Raw genomic sequence first — 22105 nt, 5'->3', positions numbered from 1 at the left:
AAAAAGCCCTTGTTTTTACAAGGGCTTTTTTATTGTCTATATATTTACCCCACAACCTACCCCAACTCCGTAAATTTATTTAATACGTGCCACACGTGCATGCATATCATTGACTTGGCTTTGGAAATTTCTTGCACTGAGTTTATCGCCTGAGAAACACTGTTTCGTAAGATTTGATGCAATGCATTTTGGTTTCGATCAAACTTCGGCGACGATAGCCTGACCATTTTTTCCATAGTGTTCTCCCTAAACGTTTAACTGTTCGAAGTAATTCATTTCGCTCTAGCGAGCTGGTCTTTGTATCTTTCCAAAGTTTCGTATTTTTTCTTGGTGGAATCACCGCATGCGCTTGTCGCTCTGCGATGACCTGACGGCATTGCTTGGTGTCATAAGCCCCATCAGTATAGACCGAGTCAATCTGTTCTTCTTGTGGAATCTGATCCAGTAAATCACCAAGCACCTGTGAATCACTCATATTGTTGGTTGTGAGCTGAATAGCGCGTATTTGAAGGGTTTCAGCATCAATACCAATATGTAACGCCATTGGCGACGATATTCAGGCTGATGTTTTGTACGTTTCTATTAGCCTTCACCTAAAAACTTTAAGCCAGTAGAATCAACAAGTAGATGGAGACCATTACTGCTTTTTTGATAGTTAATCGCAATATCAATATGCTTTTGTCTTCTACAAATAGTGGAATACGAATATCGCTGATATTCGGGGCTGTCCAATCTAATCCACAAAGTTTAATCAGACCTTGAACAAAGCCTGTGACCATACGTAAAGACAGACGGAATAGAGATTTAATCATCAGACAGCATTGGATAGCAACATCAGAATAGGTTTGATTTCGACCATGTTTGCCTTTTGGTTAAGCATACCATTGAGTTTTGGGATCAAACCAAATAGAAATATTTCCTCGATTTATTAATGCTCTGTTACATGTTGAATATTTATGTTTTGTGCTATTTACACAAGGTTATAAGTTTGCAACAATTTAATGTGATATAAATCATGCTGTTATGCAAAATCTAACACAAAATAAAGTCGCTTTAGCTATTTTTGTCGCAATCTTGGGCAATGTAACACACGCTGCCGATCCACAAAACATTGATGCAGACCAACAGATTAGACAACAGCAGCGCGATCAAGCCTTAGAAAAACAAATACAACCTGCACCCACCGTTCAAACAGGCTTAGATCAAAGCTTACAAAGTAAGCCACAACTTCAATACTTAAAGTCACATAGCGAAAGTGTCTGTTTTGACATTAAAAAGTTTGTGTTGATGGGAGAAGATGCACGTCAATTTACCTTTGCGATGCGTTCAGTCACACAAGGTGAAAACAATATTATTGGGCGTTGTATTGGGGTACAAGGTTTAAATCAAGCCTTGGATTTGATTCAAAACAGTATCATCAGTCATGGTTATGTGACCACACGGATGTTGTTGCCACCACAAAATATCGCGTCTGGTGAAGTTAAACTGCAAGTTATTGCAGGAAAAGTAGATCAAATTCAATTTGCTCAAGGGACTTCAAAACGCGCCCATAAATGGAATGCATTGCCAGTGACGTCAGGTGATATTTTAAATATTCGTGATGTTGAACAAGGTCTAGAAAATTTTAAACGTGTTCCGACAGTAGAAGCAGATTTTAAAATAAAACCTTCAGAACAACGCAATGAACCTGGCTATAGTGATCTTGAATTGGCATGGCAACAATCCAAACCTTATCGTATTCACTTAGGGATTGATGATGCAGGTTCAGACTCAACAGGTAAATATCAAGGAACGGCGACACTCTCACTCGATAACTTGCTCACGGCCAATGACTTATTTTACGGTAGTTATAACCATGACTTAGGTGGTGGAGATGATGGCAAGCGTGGAACGGATGGTTACTATCTCAGTTATAGCATTCCTTTTGGATATTGGTTATTCACAAGTAGTTATAGTCAATCGGACTATAACCAAACTGTGGCAGGCGCGAGTGAAAGCTATGAGTATAGTGGTAAGAGTAAGCTGATCGGTGCAGATCTTTCACGTGTGCTTTATCGAGATGCAAAACGTAAGACGACGGCAACAGTGGGTGGGTGGTACCGTGAATCGCAAAATTATATTAATGATACAGAAGTAGAAGTACAACGCAGAAAAACAGCAGGTTGGAAAGCCAGCCTTGACCATACTGAATATTTATCCAATGCAACTTTAACAGGTAATTTGACCTACAAACGGGGCACAGGGGCTTTTAATGCCATGTATGCGCCAGAAGAAGAATTTGGTGAAGCATTTACCCATGTCGGTATTTTACAGGCCAATGCCAGTTTACAAGTTCCTTTCAGAGTCGGTCAGCAATCTTTGCAATACCTTGCGGAATGGCGCACTCAATACAGTAAAAAACCACTGACCCCGCAAGATCGCTTTTCAATTGGTAACCGTTATACCGTGCGTGGTTTTGATGGTGAACAAACCTTAATAGCAGATAACGGGTTCCTCATCCGAAATGAATTAAGTGGCTCGATTGCCAGGTTACCTATGCAATGGTACGTAGGTGTGGACTATGGTGAAGTGGGTGGAAAAACTGCACATGAACCAAATCCGCTTTTGGGTACAAGCTTGATGGGGGCTGTTGCAGGACTACGAGGTCAAGTCTTGAAGTCTGTGAGCTATGATGTATTTGTCGGTACACCGCTGAAAAAACCAGATCATTATAAAACAGACAATGTGACCACAGGATTTAGTCTGAATTGGATGTACTAATTCCAAATTTTTATCACATTACCCCGTATTTAAAATATTTAAAAAATTTAGGTCGAGCATCATGAATAAGAACCGATATCGCGTTATCTATAGCCAAGCCCGTGGTATATTTATCGCAGTTGCTGAGATTGTAAAAAGCCGTACAAAGAATGCGGGTCAATCAGAAGGCAGTACGACGATTGAAGAAGAAAATACAATAAGTTCTGTGAGCTATAAAAAAATCAATCCGCTCAATTTTGCGGTGATTAGTTTACTCGGTGCTGTGATTTATACCGTACCCTTATCGAGTATTGCAAGCAGTCAAATTGTTGCAGACAAGTCAGCACCAAATTCACAACAAGCGACAGTTCTTAATACCAGTAATGGTGTCACTCAAGTCAATATTCAAACCCCAAGTGCAGGTGGCGTTTCTCGTAACACCTACACTCAATTTGACGTTGGGCAAGAGGGGGCGTTATTAAATAACTCGCGCAATAATGTACAAACCCAAATTGGTGGATGGGTACAAGGTAACCCATGGTTAGCCAAAGGTGAAGCCAAAGTCATTCTCAATGAAGTGAACAGCAGTAACCCAAGTCAACTCAAAGGTTATCTAGAAGTTGCAGGTCAAAAGGCGCAAGTGGTGATTGCCAATCCATCAGGCTTAGTTTGTGATGGTTGTGGTGTCATCAATGCAGACCGCTTTACGCTAACCACGGGTCAAGCTGTGATGAACCAAGGCTATCTTGAATCATTCCGTGTACGTGAAGGGCAAGTGACCATCGAAGGTAAGGGCTTAAACGGTAGCCTAACGCCTTATACAGATATTTATGCGCGTGCCTTGCAAGTTAATGCAGGCTTATATTCCAATGAACTGAATACAGTGCTTGGGCAAAATGATATTTTGGTCAAAGACCAAGTTCAACCACAAGTCTCAGCTGTTACAGGTACAAACAATACCAATCCTCCTGCCTCTGGTTTTGCCCTTGATGTAGGGCAATTGGGCGGGATGTATGCGGGTAAGATCTATTTAGTCGGTACTGAAAATGGACTCGGTGTACGCAATGCAGGTTCAATCAATGCCAGCACAGGTACTTTGACCTTAAATGCCAATGGTGATCTGACCAATACAGGCAATATCATTACCAATAAAGATCAAATTGGTATCCAAGCACAGAATGTGGCCAACAGCGGTAACATCAGTAGTACCCAAAATCAAATTCAAATCCAAGCCAATAGTATTCAAAACAAGGGTTTAGTCTCAACCAATGATCAGGTTAAATTCATTGCACAAGATAAAATCAATAATAATGACGGTGTGATCAATGCGGGACGAATTGATTTTACTGCACAAAACCTGAGCAATGACAAAGGTCAAATCCAGCAAACAGGTCAGCAAAAACTCAATATCACGGCAAAAACTTTAGATAATAGCCAAGGTGTGATTGGACAAGCCACGCAAGACAATACCACTGGAACTCAAACAGGTACAACGACACCACCTGTTACAGACCCTGAACAAAATTCATCTGCACAAGATAGCAGCTCGATCACGGTTGCTGAACCTACTGATATAACGCTAAAAACATTTGATGCAGGTCAAATTCAAATTGCGCAAGACATTCACAATGTGTCAGGACAAATTTTAAATAATGCAGATATCACACTAAAAGTTCAGGACAGTATTAAGAATAATGGCGGTGAAATTCAACTGCCTGAATTGCAATTTAATGGTCAAAATTTTGAAAATCAGGAAGGTAAATTCACAGCCAAAGTGGTGAATATCACTGCGCAAAATGCCAACAACCAAAAAGGTGAAATCAATGCAACAGAAAGCTTTGATCTCACAGCACAACAACTCAATAACAACCAAGGGCGCATACAAAGTGCCAAAGCACTGAATTTAACAGCCAAACAAATCGACAATAGCAAAGGTCAAATCCTCGCAACGGATGCTTTGGTCTTAAATTCTGATAATACCAATAATACTGAAGGTGTTATTGCATCAGTCAATGGCGATGCAACATTAAACATCATCACTTTAAATAACAATAAAGGTGAGATTTCAGCACAAAATGTGCAACTCACTGGGCAAGCATTAAATAACCAGCAAGGTTCACTTCAAGCCAAAACGGGCGATTTGACCCTAAAAGTAGGCCAAATTAACAATGGTCTTGCGCAAGATACTGCCGGTAATTTAATTGCAACTAAAAATGTGAATATCACGGCACAACAGCTGAACAGTACTGGACAAATTTACGCTGGCGATACCGCAGATTTAGCAATTCAACAATTGCGGCAAGATGGACAATTGGCGGCACTGAATAAAATCAAGGTACAGTCTGACAATATTACGAGCAACAAAGATGCAATTTGGGCAGCAGGACTGGATCAAGACGGTAAACTGAGCAATAGCACTGCAACCCTGAATATCGATGCACAACAAGTGCAACTTGCAGGCACGGTTTTGTCGGGTGAGTCGATTGCAATCAATGCAGCACAAAATGCAAACTTGAGTCAAAGTGCTACACAAGCCAAAAATATTCAGGTCAATACCCAAACGCTTGATACATCGAATGCAAAAATCATTGCTGATCAACAACTTGATTTAACAGCGGAACAAAGTATCAATAATAAACAAGGTCAATACAGTGCTTCGCAAATCAATATTGATACGGCACAACTGAACAACGACCAAGGTTTGATTCAGCATACAGGATTAAATGATTTTATTTTAAATGTCGCAGATCATATTGATAATAATGCGGGCAAGATCATCAGCAATGCCAACACAACTGAGATCAAAACTGCGAACTTAAATTCTGTTGGGGGTGAAATCCTGCATGCAGGTGATCAACAACTTAAAATCACTGCACAGAACCTACAAGGGCAACAAGGTAAAATCCAGAGTAACAGCAATTTACAACTTGAATTGGGTACAGCCAATTTAGACAATGCTACGACTGCTGCACAGAATATTAACCTTAATGCAACGACACTGAGCCATCAACAAGGACAATTGATTCAAAGTGATGCCAATGGACAGTTGAATATCAATGTTGCGCAGAACCTCAATAATACTTCAGGTGTGATCAGCGGTGCGGGGAACGCTACCCTCAATACGGCTGATTTAAACAACCAACAAGGTGTGATTCAAACACTGACTGGCAAAGACTTGAAGATTAGGAGTCAAAAACTTGACAATCAGTCAGGCAAGATCATTGCAGGACGTGATGCCAATTTACAAGTGAGTGAACTGAACAACGATACGGGGACAGTTTATGCCGATGGCAAATTGGATATTGCTGCAACACAAAACATCAGCAACCAACAAGGCTTAATTGCATCACAACAAGCATTGACTTTAACTGGACAAAATCTCAATAACCAAAAGGGACAAATCCAATCTGAACAAAGCGATGTTACTTTAAAGCTCGCTCAAAGTATTAATAATCAGTCAGGCAGTATTCAATCTGCACAAGTCTTGAATATACAAAGCTCATATTTAGACAACCAGTCTGGGCAATTGATCTCGGGTGCAAATAGCCAACTGAACGTGGCAGAACTAAATAACCAAGCAGGTACGATTTATTCTAAAAAACTATTAGATGTGACTGCATCAGGTACAGTAGATAACAGTGCTGGAACGATTGCTGCAGAGCAAAACCTCAATTTAAATGCACAACAACTGTTGAATGATGCAGGACAAATCCGTTCAGAAAATGCCAATACCACGCTGAATGTGGCGAAAGGCATTACAAACAATACAGGTTTGATTGCAGCAGCAAAAGATTTAAATCTGACAGCACAAGACGTTTATTCACAAAAAGGTCAGGTGCAATCAGGTGCTAATGCCAAGGTCCAAGTGAATCATTTAGACAATACAGAAGGTGTCGTTTACGCAGCGGAACAATTACAACTCAATGCTACAGGTCAGTTGAACAATAGCAAAGGTGTGGTAGCAGCAGAACAACTGGCTCAAATAAAAGCGAGTTCAGTGATCAATGATGCAGGACAAATCCGTTCACAGCAAGACCAGTTAAAACTGAATGTACAAAATGATTTAAGCAACCAAACAGGCGAAATTTCAGCAGCAAAAGCCATTGTATTAACAGTAAATAAGCTGGATAACCAAGCAGGTAAAGTGATTGCGGGGACATCGCTCAATGCCACAGCACAACAGATTGACAATACGTCAGGGACAATTTACGCCCAAGATCAACTCAATCTGAATGTTGCAGATCAACTGAATAACCAATCAGGCATCATTGCTGCGAATCAGCAAGTACAAGTTCAAGCGAAGAATTTAAACAACAATGCAGGCAAAATCCGTTCAGAGCAAAATCAACTGGATTTAAATGTACAGCAAACCCTAGATAACCAGTCAGGTGAAATCTTTGCAGGCAGCAACGCCAATCTGAATGCAACCACGCTGAATAACCAGCAAGGGACAATTTACGCTAAAAATCAGCTTGATTTAACGACAGGTCAACTGAATAACCAACAAGGGCAAGTCTATGCAGCGGGTGCTGCAAATGTCACGGTACAAGGTGATGTTCAAAACCAAAAAGGCATATTGGTTGCAGGACAAAACCTGAATGTGCATAGCCAAAACTTGGATAACACAGAAGGAACCTTACGTTCTGAACAAGCAAATTTAACGGTCAATGCACAAGGGCAATTGATCAACCAACAAGGTGATATTTATGCAGCGCAGAATCTCGGCATAAATAGCAATGGCTTAGTGAATACTGCTGGACAAATTGCTTCACAAAATCAATTGAATATTGACACCAATCAACAACAACTGAGTAACCAAAGCGGTAAAATCATTGCCAAAACTGTAGATTTGAAAACAGGAATATTGGACAATCAAACAGGTTTAGTTCAAGGCGAACAATCGGTCAAAATCGATACACAAAATCATACATTGTTAAACAACAATTCAGGAACTCAGGCGGGTATTTTAAGTCAAGGAAGCCTTGATATTGCTAATGTTTCACAACTGGATAATGTCAGCGGTTACATAGCCGCAATGGATACAACGAATATTACCGCACAAAAACTGAATAACAATAAAGGTCAAATCAACAGTCAAACAGATTTAAACATCCAACAGCAAAGCTCAGGTGGTCGTATTGATAACGTGGCTGGACAAATTCAGGCACAGCAAAATGTCAACTTGAATGCAAACACGATCAATAATACGGGGATGGGTAGCCATATTATTGCAGGTGAAAAACTCACTGCAACGGCCAATCAAGTTCTCAACTCACAAACTAAAGATGCAACTGTGCTGGGTGGATTAGACGCTAAAAATATTGAGATCAATGCATCTGTACTCGACAACCAATCAGGGGTGGTTCGTGCAACAGATCAAGCCAATTTAAACCTCAGCACACAACTGAGTAACCAAGCAGGGTCGATCAGCAGTTTAAATAGCTTAAACGTGGGTACCGCAAATAAAACCCTGAATGTGAACAACACGGGTGGTGAATTACTCGCAAAAAATCAATTAACGCTAAAAGCAAATGAGTTGATTAATAAAGGGAAAATCATCAGTGAAGGCAATGTCGATATTGATCTAAAACAAAGTTATACCCACACCAAAGATGATCAGATTTCTGCCAATGGTACACTGAAGTTAAATACTGACAATGATTTAGTGAATCAGTCTGAACTCACAGCGGGTCAAAAATTAGAACTCAGTGCTAAAAATATTAACAATGAAGCAGGAGCAACGATTTCATCCAATGAAACCCATTTAACAGCGCAAGACACTGTACATAACCAAGGTTTAATTAATGGTGAGTTGACGCATATTCAAGCCAATCGAGTTTGGAATGATGGTGCGCGTATTTATGGTACACAAGTCTCCATTCAAGCCAATACCTTAGACAATAAATCTAATACTGCAGGTACAGGCGCAGTGATCGCATCGCGTGGTGATTTGGATTTAGGCATCCAAACTTTAAATAACCAATCAGGTGGTGTGGTTAAGGAAAGCGCACGTGATAATGCTTTGATCTTTAGTGCAGGGGATTTAAATGTTGGTGGAAGTTTAGATGCAAATTTAAAAGCACAAGGTAGTGCTGAGAAGCTTTACAACGGCAGTGCGGTGATTGAGTCATTGGGGGATATGACTTTAGTGAGTAAAGCCATTGTGAATAATAATGAACTTTTTAAGACCTCAATGCATGAAGTCGGCCGTCAGGAAATCCATACTTATGAGATAGATGGTAAAGTTTATGATGCTAAAGATATTATTATTCATAAAGGTAGTAGAAATCTATTGGATTTTGAAACGCCAAATGATGGGACATTCACAGAAGCGATAGAAACGAAATACACAGAAATCACGAAATTAAAACAAATAGATGAAAGTGTTGCTGGGCAGATTTTATCGGGGAAAAATTTGAGTCTTGTTAGCCAAGATATCCGTAATGAACAAAGTCAAATGCTTGCGGCTCAAGTTTTTGATAGTCATGGTGTAGATATTAATCATAATGAAGTTGAAGGCTATCAACTCGTAACAGCTATGGATCAGGAAAAAACTCAACATTATCGCGTTAAGAAAAGTACTAATGTTTTGGGCACTAACCATAAAATGTTTGGTGAAAAAAAAGATTTGCCTATTTCAATTCCTGATGTACTAACTCATCCAGACCTAGATCCTTCAGAACATGGCGGAAACAAGACGGTAGCCCAAAAATCAACATCAATAGAGGATACGGTTACTGATCATAATGTTTTAACTTTAGATCAAGTTGCTGATACCAAAATTGATCATCGTGATCAACAAGTTGTGAATGATGAAGAGGTAAACGCAAATGCTGGCGCTGTAATCAATGTTCAATCTAGTGATTTAGAGCCAGCAAATTCAGTAGATGAATTAAGTGTAAATAATCAGAATCTAGATAAAATCGAAACAGAAGAAAACGATAAAAATCCAGTAGATTCAGCACAAAATCTCGACCAAATCCAATCTGATCTACAGGCGACGAATTCTTCTTCGGATACAGAAATTAGGGCGATCAATCAAGACGTCCTTACGCTGCCGAGCAATGCATTATTTTTATCTGTAAAGGATAGTCAGGCGAATTACTTGGTTGAAACTGACCCTGCATTTGCCAATTATAAAAACTGGTTGTCATCGGACTATATGTTGAATGCTTTGGGATTAGATCCAGCAATGCAACAAAAACGAATGGGGGATGGCTACTATGAACAACGTTTGGTACAAGACCAGGTTGCTCAACTGACGGGTTTTCGTTTCTTAGAAGGTTATGGTTCTGATGAAGAACAATATAAAGCATTAATGAATAATGGATTAATATTTGCAAAGCTTTATAGTTTGAGACCTGGTGTAGCATTAACGGATGCACAAATTGCACAGTTGACAACGGATATCGTTTGGTTAGAGGAAAAAAATGTCAAACTGAGTGATGGGACAATCACAAAAGCATTAGTACCGCAAGTCTATGTTCGTGCACGTGCTGGCGACCTTCGTGGAGATGGCAGCTTAATCAGTGCGAATCAAATCAACATTAAAATGAGTGGGGATGTTTTAAATAGTGCGACGATTGCTGGGCGTGAAGCTGTGCAGATTAGTGGAAATAATATTAACAATTTTAATGGCCGTATAGAAGGGAATCAGTTAGCACTTCAAACAAAGGATAATTTAAATAACATTGGTGGAACGATTGCTGCAAAAGAGTCAGCACGATTGGATGTCGGTGGAAATTTTAATCACCTGAGTACTAACTTTGATGCACAAAACATAGATGATAACGATGCTTTTATTCGTCAAGGCGTAGATCGTAAAGCGGCTTTATATGTAGGTCATCCATTAAATGCAAAAAATGAAGAAAATTTAACAACGACTTTAACAATTAGAGTCGGTGGAGATACACGTTTAGATGCGGCAGAGATCAAAAACCAAAATGGTCATACCGCATTACAGACGGTAGGTAATTTATCACTCAATTCAACGCATGATCGTCAACTCGATCAGAGTGTGAGTAATGCAGATAATTACCATAAACGAGAAACTGCTAGAGATATTGGAAGTTCGATATCAGGTGTAGGTGATGTTCATTTAAATGCAAATCAAATTACAGGTAAAGCTGTTCAGATAGACAGTAAGACAGGTGATGTGGTTCTATCAGCACAAAATGGCATAAAGCTTGAAAATGGTGAGAGCAAAACAACAGTAGATCAAGCATTATCCACCAAGGTAAAAGCCTTGATTGGAAGTAAAACAGAAAAAACCAAAGAACAATGGAGTACAAGCGAATCTATAGAGAATCAACTCAATGCAGCTGGAAATATTGTACTCAATACTGAGCAAGGTGATATTACCGCAACACACTTGAAAGCAGATGCTGGTGAATCCATTCAGATACAGTCAACACAAGGTAATGTAACTTTAAATTCAGCACTTGATGAAAACAGTCATAGCTTCACCTCACAGAAAAAGTCTTTTGCCACTTATAACAATAAACAGGTAGGAAGTATCGACCAAGAAGTTGCACAGACTCAACTTACAGCTGGAAAAAATGTAGATATCAATGCAGGAAAAAATATTGAACTACAAGCCAATGATGTAAATGCTGGGCAAAGTATCTATGTGGGTAATACATTGATGCAACGTCAAGCCGATGGCACACTTAAATCGGCAGATGGCTCATTGATGCCAGAAAATGTCAAACTCAGTACCTTAGAAACCCATGATCAACAATGGAGTGAACAGCAAAAAGGCTATCGGGGTATCGCGAAAGAGCTAGTCAAAGTAGCTGCTGTAGGATTGCCTGGCTTGGAAGCTTTGGCACCTGGTCTAAAACTTGATAAAAAACTAACTGTTGGTGAATCAAGCAGTCAGCGTGAAGAACAAATTAAGCAAACGGGTACACGTTTAGCCGCAGAAAATGCCTATGTGGGCTCAGCAGGAAATACAACCTTAACCAGTGCTGATATTACGACAAAAAATGCTGTAGTTTCGGGGCAGAAAGTAACACTGGATGCAGCTGAAGAACAAAATATCTCAGCACAGTCACATAGTCAAGAAACCATTGAGGGGCTTGGTGTGAAGCTGAATAAAGATAATATTCGCTTAGGTGGGTTTATCTCTGAAGATACCACTCAAAGTACGAAGACGACCGAGACTACACATAAAGCTGGTTCCATCACGACTGAAAACTTAAACGTCCAAGGTGCGGATGGTATTGATATTTTAGGACAAAATATCAAAGCCTCAGGTGATACTGTGCTTGATCATGGACGTGGTGATCTCAATATTGGTGGTTATGAAAATAAAACCACGGTTGAAGATAAAACACATACTGAAACAATCAGCACGGAAGTTGGAGTACGAAATGCATACCTGGATGCAGCACTTGCTGTTGTAGCGGTCAAAGATGCAACGGAAGCTGTTAAGGAAGCTAAAGATCAATATAGTCAGGCACAAAGGGACTATGCATCGGGTAGAATAACTAAAGAAGCATTGGACGATAGTAAAGCGAATGTTGCAATGGCAACAGCAAATCTTGCCACTGCGCAAATTGCTGTAGGAGCAGCAGCTGCTGCGGCGGCGGCAAGCACAGCAACGTATGGTTTTACTATTGGTGCTAATGGTGAGCGTATAGAAACAACGTCAACGACAAATACTGAGCAAGGCAAATGGCAAGGTAGTCAGTTAGATTTAAATAATTTAACCCTTAAATCAGAAGGACAAGATGTCAATATACAAGGTAGTCGCTTAACGGCAACAGGTACAACGACCTTTGATGGCACTAAAGACGTTAATGTGACTGCTGGGACTGAGCATGGACAACAAGATACGAGCAGTAAGACCAATAGCCAAAGCGTAAGTTATACCTATGGTGGCGGTGGTAGTGCTTCGGTTGGAAAGCAAACATCAAAAGCCCATGATGAAAGTTTAACGCATGTCAACAGTGAAGTTGATTTGAACAAAGTTTCAGGTTCAATCAATAAACTAAATATTCAAGGTGGTGAGGTCAATATTGCTGATCGAGGAGACCTCAAAGTCAATGAAATTCATGTAGAAAGTTTACAGGATACAGCCTCTGGAACGAGTAGCAGTAAAGGCGGTTCAGTGGGTGCTGGCTTTGGTTCGAGTGGTTTGAGTAATGTCACGGCGAGTTACAACCAAGCTAAAGGTGAAAATGATAAAGCTTGGGTAAATGAAACTAGTAAGCTGTTGATTGGCAATGCACAAAATGATGCAGACCTAGATGCAATGGGTGTGAAAAATGTCACCAATATCGGCGGTGTAATTGCCAATGCATCAAAGAATGCTGATGGCTCACTGACTGAACATGGCAAACTGAATTATTCAGGTGCATTAGAACTTAAAGATATTCAAGATCATAGTTCTGAAAGCAACCGTGGTTTTAATGCTTCAACCAGTGTTGGAACATCTATAAAAGGTGAAAGTAAAGAAAGTTCACTACATCCAAGTGGAAGTACAACGGTTGGATTGCAAAGCACTGGTAGTGAAAAAGAACAGTTAACCAAAGCGACAATGGGTCAAGGCACAATTAGCAATGCAACAGTCGATACCAACCGAGATATTAACAATACGCAAGAAATCACCCGTGACCAAGTTACAGGATTACTAAATGGTTCAGTGACTGTAGATAATCGTTTACTCACTGAAAATGGTCGTGAACAGATTATTAAAGAGCAGAAGGATTTACCGCAGAATGTTGAAATTATAAGAAAAATGACAGCGGCAGGTGCAACAAGTTTAGGTGTGGCGACAGCAGCATTGGCAAGTGGAGATCAAAATCTCAAACAAGCATATGATACCGTAATGAATCCTGCGAGAACTTTTGACTTTGTACAAAAACATCCTGAAGCGGCAACAGTGTTAGAGCAATTTAAAAATGGTAATTATGATGGCATATTAGCAACAAAAGGTAGCATTCAATTGCTTGCGCAAGCCCTTGGACAAGATGTCGATGTGCTGACAACTTCAATTACCACGTTCCTTGGTATAAAAGGTGCTTATGATCATCAAACAGATACAATTATTTTAGATGTAAATAATGAAAATCGTAAAACAATTATAGAAACAGCAGGACATGAAATCGCGCATGGGCAGGGAGTCAAAAATGAGACTTCTGCTGATTTAGTTGGAAAATCTGTAGATTGGGCTTTTGAGTCAGGGGTTAAAAGTAGCCAAGAGACCATTGACCAGTATAAGGCTCAACTGGGTGATGGGAAAGATGCTTCAACTCAATTAAAAAATAATGAAATTTTAACAAATGACAATCATAAAGTTATTGATAGTATTACTGACCATTCAGATAAAATTGATGAAAAAACAACGATTACTCAAGATAAAGATTTGATAGTCGCCTTAGCTGGGTGTGTTAAAAATTTCTCATTAGATTGTGCAAATTCAAAATATAAAGACTATAAAACATTAGACGTTGTCCAAAGTTTAGCTTATCAGCGAGGTTACGATAAAGCAGTTGATCAAATGCTTACGGACTTTAAAAACTTACCTAAAAACGTACGTGATGCACTTATTTTGATAAAAGATGATCCAAAAGCATTTGGAGCAGCTATGCTTCAAGCATTGAAGGATATGCCAGCGGAATATCGAGATAAAGCTGAAAAAGTATTAGCGGCAAAATATAATGCGACAACACCTGCCCAATTTGAGGCTGCTGGTAAAGCAGAACTAGAATTAAGAGTTGAAATTGGCAGTTATATGCTTGGTGGGGCAGGAGCTATTAAAACAGGTGCGAAAATTGTTGATAAGACACTAGATGCTTCGAAAGTTTTAAAAGAAAAATATATTATTTATAAGACACAACAAGGTCTTCAAATAAAAATGAGACCTACACATTTATCAGAAGTTGATGGCTTTTCTCAAAAGAAAGGCGTATCTGGTGGGCATAACTCAGTTGAGTTTTATGATGCAGTTAAGCAATATGATATAAAGATTGAAAGTGTGACTTCTACAGGTGTTAAAGGAATAACAAAGATAGAATACCGAATACCAGCGAAGCATCCACAAACTGGCGAGGTTACGCATTACAAAGGTGATGGCAAGGATCCATTCACCAAAACAGTTTATGATCCTAAAATTTATACAGATGCTAAAATGCTAGATTTAGGTAAACAGGCAGCAGCAAAAGGATACAAAGATGCGATGTCTAGTAAAAATGGACAAGTTACTTCTGTTGTTAACGGTGTAAGTTTTAGAGTTTATGTTGACAAAGCTACAGGTGAAGTAAAAAGTTATCACCCTAATTGAGATTGCAAAAATGGAAAATGAATTATTTAATCAATCAGATATTAATGCAGGTTTAAATATAATAATTGTTTCATATTTTGACCGTATGTATGAGGATGGCGATTTTATAAGAGCGATTGAACTTTTAAGTGAAAAAGTTGCTTTAAATAAAGATGGTGCCTATTGTTGTTTTGGTGACTTGGATAGCTATTACGAAGAATTCCATTTTAATGGAGTGGAATTTGCTATGGGGTATCCTCCATCAGAAGCAGAAGAGATTATAGTGAGTGAAGAAACTTGTTATGCATATGTCAGATTGGCCTGTGAAAGGTTTTTAAAGATTCATCCAGAAAATAAAATTCAAGTTAATGAAATATTGTCAAGAATGCCTTATTAAAATTATTGCATCATTCCACTTTTGTACAGTGGAATGATGCTTGGTATTGGATTGCAAAACACTGGTAGTGAAAAAGAACAGTTAACCAAAGCCACGATGGGTCAAGGTACTGTTAGCAATGCAACAGTCGATACCAACCGAGATATTAACAATACGCAAGAAATCACCCGTGACCAAGTTACAGGATTACTAAATGGTTCAGTGACTGTGGATAATCGTCTATTCACTGAAAGTGGTCGTGCGGAGATTATTAAAGAACAGAAAGATTTACCACAGAATGCTGAAATTATAGGAAAAATGACAGCGGCTGGTGTAACAAGTTTAGGTGTAGCGACAGCAGCATTGGCAAGTGGAGATCAAAATGTAGGACAAGCCTTCCAAACATTAATGAATCCTGCAAATACATTTGATTTTATTCAAAAGAATCCAGAAGCCGCCGCAATTTTGAATAAATTTAAGAATGGTGAATTTAATGATATTGAGTCAGCGAAAAATGCGATGAATCAACTTGCTTCCGCATTGGGTGTAGATGTTAATGTTTTGACCACAACCATTACAGATGTATATGGATTAAAGGGAACGACGGACAAAAACATTATTGCGATTGACGTCAATGAGGATAATCGTAAAACGAATGTCGAAGTGCTTGAACATGAAATTAGTCATAATCAAGGATTGTCGAATGAGTTGTTAAGTAACCTATCAGGAAAAGCTGGAGAAATAGGCTTTACATCTGGAATTGCTTATAACAAAGACGCTGTTGAATATTACCAAAAACAAATCGGTGATGGTAATGATGTAGCGACACAATTGAATAATGTGGCCATATTAAACAAAGACAATCAAAGTTTCTTCGATAAAATTAATAATGATCCAAATTCATTTGAAAATTATACGACAACTAATATGGCTGTTGCATTTTCTGAAAAGATTAATTCTGCATTAAAAGCCAAAAATCAAAATGAAGCAAAACGGTTACTTGGTCTTTTTTCTAACTATATGACTTTGCAATATAATCAATATCAAAAAGAAGATGAAAAAATACTTGCTGTACCAAATGTGAAAATTGATGCCATGGCACAAAAAGCAAAATTACCAAATTTCTTGAATGGAGATCAATTAAGTCAATTATTTAGTATGTTTCCAAAAGGGTCAAAAGAATATAATGAAGTGCAAAAATTAGCAGCAATGCAGCAAGAGATTTATAAGAAAGTTAAGAATGATTTGGGTAAGGGCTATTATAATGGCAATGATAAGGATAAGTGGTTATATCCTGGAGATAAAAATTATGGTTTGTTACCCGATTATTATAAAAAATTAGGATTGGATGCATCAGCAGTTGCAAAAATTAAGGCTGATGAAAGCCGAGGAGCTAATGCAATTATTGGTTCTGCAATTAGCCCATTGGGTGCTTTAGGTTCATCGACTCGTCTAATCGGTGTGGACGATAAAACAGCAGATAACTTGGCAATAGGTGGAGCTTTGATTGGTACAGTTGTTGGTTCAGGTGTAGCAATAAAAACAGGTGGATTGAATGATACGCCTTTAGGGAAGAATGAAATAGTTGTGCCAATTAGAGATATTAACCCGACTATTTCAAATGGAAAATATGATGCTAATACAGTAAATATGTTTAAAAATCTAACAACTTCATTAAGATCTGAATTAAATTCAAAAATGAAAAATTCTGGAAATTTTGGTGTAGCTGTAATAGATATAGATGGCGTCCAACCGTTGATGGCATCATCGTCAAAATTGGGGTCTCCGAAACCACAACTAGTTGATAAAGGATTTGTTGGTAATGTAGAAAAACCTATATTTGAAAGTATGACCATTAATAACTCAAAAGGAATTCCTATTAACCGTAGTACTGATACTGAGGCAAAAATTTTAAATAATATTGCGAATCAACTTGGTAATAATATTAATGCGAAAGGTACAATTACCTTATTTACTGAACGTGAACCATGTGCTAGTTGTACAATAAATATTGATCAATTTAGAAAGAAATATCCAAATATTAATTTGAATATTGTAGATAGTAATGGTTATTTGTATACACCTAAAAAAGGAAAGAATTGATGAATAAGATAAGTTATGAAGACCTGAAATTAGGCGTTTTAGATGATTTTTATCAAGAAATGCTCAATCATGGGCATCAATGTAATGTTCAATATGAAACAGTTTTAGGTCATCTGATTTATGAATATGAAGAGGGGTTTTCCAATGTTGAAATTATTATTATTGAATTTGTGATTTATGTAATAGCTGGAAAATTTATTTCTGAAAAATTATCCGAAAAACTCAGGAGTGATTTAGTTGATAAATTAAATAAAGTGGAATTTAAATTGCTTTTACAATTATTAGATTTTGATGATAAAACAAATTTTTTACATGATTTATTTTTGATGAAATTTATTAATGAAGAAACTAGAGATAAATTGGCTTTAATATAGGAATATAGAAACTCAAGATGTATAGTCAAGTACAACGTAATTATACTTCTAGCAAGATCATCAAATAATTACGGATTTAAATTATTATTGTTCACAATAACAATAAAATGATTAAATCTGCTAAAAATGAGGGCTAAAAAATGATTGATGAAAACAGAGAGAATTATGCAACGATTAAATCTTGGCTATTAGAGACTTATTTTGATGCTTGTAGGGATTTATCTATACAAAAAAAATGGAGTCATTTAGAGATTTTAGGATATACATTTTATCAATTTGAAAATTCATTTGAGTTACCAATTGAAAAATTTATGTTATTCATTGCAGAACTTATTTTGACAGCTAATTGGGATGAAGCTTTAAGAAAAAATATTATGTATCAAGTTGAGGTTTTAATTCAGGAAAACAATTTTAAAAGTATCTTAGAGTATTTTTCAGAAGATGAACGTGAAGAGTTTCTAAGGGACTTATCCGTATTAAACATATCTATTTAATCACTTATCAATCGCTTGAGTTTCAAGACTTGTTGAATACTATTAATAGTGATAAGCAAGATAAAGAGATTAAGGTAGTAAAATGAAATATGAAATAGCAATATTAAGCATAAATGATTTTATCGAAAATGTTTTAAAAATAAAGTTAGGTAATATAACTTTAGAAGTTTTAACCTTAAATTTACCTACTGTTATAGACAAAGACGCACGATATTTGGTTGATTTAGAACCTAAAGTATTTGATGAGTATGAAGTTTTTGAAACTGATGATGATGTGGGTTTGAAAAAAATAGGTAAATCACTGAGTTATGATGTTGTTGGAACGCTAATTGATGGGGCTATACATATAGGTGAAATATCAATATTTGATGAATTTTTACTAAGTGATTATGGGTATTTAGAAAATAAGAAAGTAAAATGGAAGGTAGATAGATTTGATATAGATTTTGAATGACATATGCCTCGTTCCACCCTGTTCCATCCTTGTAGGGTGGAATGCCAAATAGTTTGGCGTATGATTTATAAAATTCATTTTATATTAAAGAGGTAAATAAAGGTGTTGTTAAACATGATTGATAAGAGAGTATTAATAGATTTTTTTGCATCTAAATGTTCAGAAGTTAAAAGCATAAATATGGATGAGGTAGATGATTTCTTACAACTAAATAATATTAAAATACGTTCTGATCATCGTGATTTTCTTGTTAATTTTGGTAATAGTTCAAATTTAATAACTGGATACTTTGGTGATTGTACATTTAATCGATTTAAAAAATATAATTCGGAACCGCTAGAATATTTAGATGGTGATTTACCAAGTGATACAGTTTATTTTGGTCAAGATTTTTCAGATGAACCTATTTGTATATTGAATAGTGATGGTGGGATATATAGCTATGATGGTGAAGAAATTTCAATGTTGTATTATTTAAATGTGGATAGTTTTATATTTTCTTGTTTGATTAACAATTTGTTTTCAAATAATTTTTTTGAAAAAAGTACTAGTGATATGAAGATTGGAGATACTCGAGAGTTTGAAATTGAAAATAGTAAGTATAAATTAAAAGATTTAGAAACTTATGAATATAGATATTATTTAAAAAACAATGAGCTTATAGTTTTGGATTATAGACAGGGGTATGTGAATAAATATTTTAATCGTTTATTAGATAGCTTGTAATGGAGTAAATGTTTCCTTCCATCGCTTTGATAGCAATGATCAGTTTGATGAACATTTGACAAATAAGCGCTAAGGTAAAATGTGCAATGGAAAAATGCTAATTTAAAAATATATTCTCTAAATGAAAAATATAATTTTATAATTGATTCTTGAAATAGTTTTTAGGTGTTTCATTGAATTTTTTCTTGAAAACTTTATAGAAGTTTGAAAGATCATTAAATCCACTTTTATAAGCAAAGTCAGTGATATTTCCATGATCACCTTTCATATATTCAAAAAATATTTTTAATCGAATATCCGATATGGTTTTACTTAAACTTAGCTCTTCTCTTTCAAAGAGTTTATATATATTTCTTTCTGAAGTATTAAATGCTTTTGCAATATCATTGCAACGTAAATTATGATTTTTAGCATTGATTTCAATGAATTTTAAAATATTGTTTAGTAAGTGGTTTTCTTTAATATGTATGTTTTCAAAGTTAGATAGAATTAAATCAATGGTTGTTTTAGTGATGATAGTATTGGTTTTTTCGGATAAATCTTTTCCTATAATTTTCTCTAGCGTTAAAATGTTTTCATATAAAATAAAGCCATCAGCCGAATTAATATTATCAATGATTTTAGATAATGGAATCATACAATTTAACGCATGATCTAGGGGTATTCTTAAAGATAAACTTTCCCAATTATTTTCAAATTGTTCAATTTCATAAGGATAACGAGTATCAAGTATATAAAGGTCACCAGCTTGTATATGCGTTACCATATTATTTTGTTGGATGCAGGCAAGCCCTTTTTTTTGTAAATTGAAAAATAAATAATGATCTTTAGTATGTGATATTTCAGATTCTGTACGGTGAATTTTCTGTTTTTGGGAAGACAATGAAGAAATAATCAACCCTTCAGATAAACTTTGAGATTGAATTTCACACTTAAAATCCTTTTTATCTAATGTTGTTTCAGGTCTTAAGTCTGTAAAAGCATCACACAGCATTTCTCGCCAAAATAAAAACTGTTTATTTGGGACGAGGTCAAGATTACTCCACGTTTTAAACATTTTATTATCCATAAATTTTAACCCAATCCTTTTGGGAAGCAAATTTGATGCCATTATTAAAATAAATTTGTTCAGAATTTACCAAAAAATAATGCGGAATTTGCCAAGCAAAAAAAACCTATATTCTTAATGATTACATTACAACATTGATCAAATTAAGGACAATAGTCGTGTTAAAAAATCTATCAAGTCAGCAATTAGAACTAAGAAATCGATCAAGACAATTCGCCAATGATGTATTAAGTCAGGTGAATCCTGCTATCAAATCATTACACACATCGAGAGAGCGCTTTTTGGCAACAGCCCCTTTTTACGAATCTTTAGTGAAAGAAGGTTTTTTATTTAACATGATTCCACAACCTTTCGGTGGTGGTGCAACCAGTTGTTTAGACATGGCTGTCATGGCAGAAGAGTTTTATGCGGTCGATTCCAATGTTTCATTGACTGCTTTTGCAAGTATTTTGGGGCTTTCTCCTATTTTTATTGCAGGTAATCCTCAACAAGCTGAAAAGCATTTGAGCATATTCTTGAAAAAAGAGGGTAAGCCAATTGCAGCTTTTGCTTCCTCTGAACCAGGTGGTAGTGCCAATGTAAATGCACCTCGACCTGCAGTAGGTTTGAGTACGCGTATTGACGCTGCAAAAGATGGTTGGGTGCTGAATGGCTCAAAACAATGGGTGTCAAGCAGCTGTGGCTGGGACAATAAAGGTGCTGATTTACTGTGTGTTTCAGGCCGCTCTGAATTGAGTGAAACTGATGATCCAGAAGTTTCAATTGTGATTTTACCCAAAGAAAATATCAACATTGAAGTGGAGGACATCTTTGAAACGGTTGGACATACTGCACACATCACACCGCGTATTTCACTTCATGACTGTCATATTCCAAAGGATTATTTACTAGGAAATTTAGGGCAAGGAAAGCAAATTATTGAGCAAGCCTTTACAGCAACAGCGGCATTAGTCGGTGTTTTTGCCGTAGGTTTAATGCGTGCAGCCTTTGACTTTACTTTGAACTATGCCAAGTCCGAAAACAAAGGCGGTTTACATCGAATTTTAGATTATCAAGCAGTGGGTTATGCGCTGAGCGATGCAAAAATGCAAATTGAGGCAGTGCGTGGTTTGGCTTATCGCGCATGTATTGCACAAGATAACAATGAAAAAGGTGCGCATGAATTGGCATTGTGTTCAAAAGTGTATGGTTCGGAAACCGCTGTAAAAATGATTACAGATTTGATGCGTGTGGTTGGTGTAGATAGTTATAACAAGGACTTACCTCTGTCACGTTACCTGATGGATGCATTGGCGTTGCCATTATTCGATGGAGGCAATATGGGCGTACGTCGTAATCAATATCATCAAATTTTAATGTCAGACTCATACAACAGTTTGGATACCTTGTTGGAGTGATCAATCGCGTGTAAGTACATAGGATTAAACAAGTTTAGGAGGCTTAAAGGAAGCCTCCTAAGCAACAAATGAAATAAAACAACAATGATATTCACATCAAGGGAA

The 22105-nt window shown here is 36.9% G+C and carries 10 protein-coding genes and 2 pseudogenes; 10 read left to right on the top strand and 2 right to left on the bottom strand.

The window, feature by feature from the left end; all coding sequences use genetic code 11:
• Positions 1-56 precede the first annotated feature (56 nt).
• Positions 57-953, bottom strand: a pseudogene (locus HX129_RS04885) (IS5 family transposase); the annotation flags it as partial.
• A gap of 70 nt (positions 954-1023) precedes the next feature.
• On the opposite strand from HX129_RS04885, the gene HX129_RS04880 reads away from it, so the two are divergent.
• The 9 genes and pseudogenes from HX129_RS04880 (at position 1024) to HX129_RS04845 (ending at position 19534) form a co-directional block, all read left to right on the top strand.
• The gene (locus HX129_RS04880; protein WP_286433925.1) at positions 1024-2760 is read left to right on the top strand and encodes a ShlB/FhaC/HecB family hemolysin secretion/activation protein; all 1737 of its coding nucleotides are present in this window, start codon (positions 1024-1026) and stop codon (positions 2758-2760) included.
• 61 nt (positions 2761-2821) lie between these two features.
• A complete protein-coding gene (locus HX129_RS04875; protein WP_286436036.1) occupies positions 2822-15028 on the top strand; it encodes a two-partner secretion domain-containing protein in 12207 nt (4068 codons plus the stop codon).
• Positions 15029-15038: 10 nt separating this feature from the next.
• Complete coding sequence (cdiI, locus tag HX129_RS04870) at positions 15039-15404, top strand: ribonuclease toxin immunity protein CdiI (protein WP_286433921.1); 366 nt, start codon at positions 15039-15041, stop codon at positions 15402-15404.
• A 45-nt stretch (positions 15405-15449) separates the two neighbouring features.
• Positions 15450-15683: pseudogene (locus HX129_RS17770) on the top strand (hypothetical protein); the annotation flags it as partial.
• 18 nt (positions 15684-15701) lie between these two features.
• Positions 15702-17486, top strand: coding sequence for a deaminase domain-containing protein (locus tag HX129_RS04865; protein WP_502872669.1), 1785 nt, complete (start codon positions 15702-15704; stop codon positions 17484-17486).
• A complete protein-coding gene (locus HX129_RS04860) occupies positions 17486-17860 on the top strand; it encodes a hypothetical protein (RefSeq protein ID WP_286436034.1) in 375 nt (124 codons plus the stop codon). Before HX129_RS04865 ends, HX129_RS04860 begins: the two co-directional genes overlap by 1 nt.
• Positions 17861-18000: 140 nt before the next feature.
• Positions 18001-18354, top strand: coding sequence for a hypothetical protein (locus tag HX129_RS04855; protein WP_286436033.1), 354 nt, complete (start codon positions 18001-18003; stop codon positions 18352-18354).
• Between the two features lie 82 nt (positions 18355-18436).
• Entirely contained in the window at positions 18437-18808 is a 372-nt protein-coding gene (locus HX129_RS04850; protein WP_286436032.1) for a UCP019853 family protein, read from the top strand.
• Between the two features lie 114 nt (positions 18809-18922).
• Positions 18923-19534 (top strand): hypothetical protein, encoded by a 612-nt coding sequence (locus tag HX129_RS04845; protein ID WP_286436031.1) that lies wholly within the window; start codon positions 18923-18925, stop codon positions 19532-19534.
• A 136-nt stretch (positions 19535-19670) separates the two neighbouring features.
• Here HX129_RS04845 and HX129_RS04840 read toward each other — a convergent pair whose 3' ends face one another.
• On the bottom strand, positions 19671-20603 hold the full coding sequence (locus HX129_RS04840; RefSeq protein WP_165353039.1) for a helix-turn-helix domain-containing protein: 933 nt from the start codon (positions 20601-20603) through the stop codon (positions 19671-19673).
• A gap of 158 nt (positions 20604-20761) precedes the next feature.
• On the opposite strand from HX129_RS04840, the gene HX129_RS04835 reads away from it, so the two are divergent.
• A complete protein-coding gene (locus tag HX129_RS04835; RefSeq protein ID WP_286435371.1) occupies positions 20762-22000 on the top strand; it encodes an acyl-CoA dehydrogenase family protein in 1239 nt (412 codons plus the stop codon).
• Positions 22001-22105: the final 105 nt, after the last annotated feature.

Origin of the sequence: Acinetobacter sp. 251-1 (assembly GCF_030329305.1) — a bacterium.
Taxonomy (GTDB): Bacteria; Pseudomonadota; Gammaproteobacteria; order Pseudomonadales; family Moraxellaceae; genus Acinetobacter; species Acinetobacter piscicola_A.
Note: the sequence above shows the minus strand (reverse complement) of the source record. Positions and strands in the feature narration are given on the sequence as shown.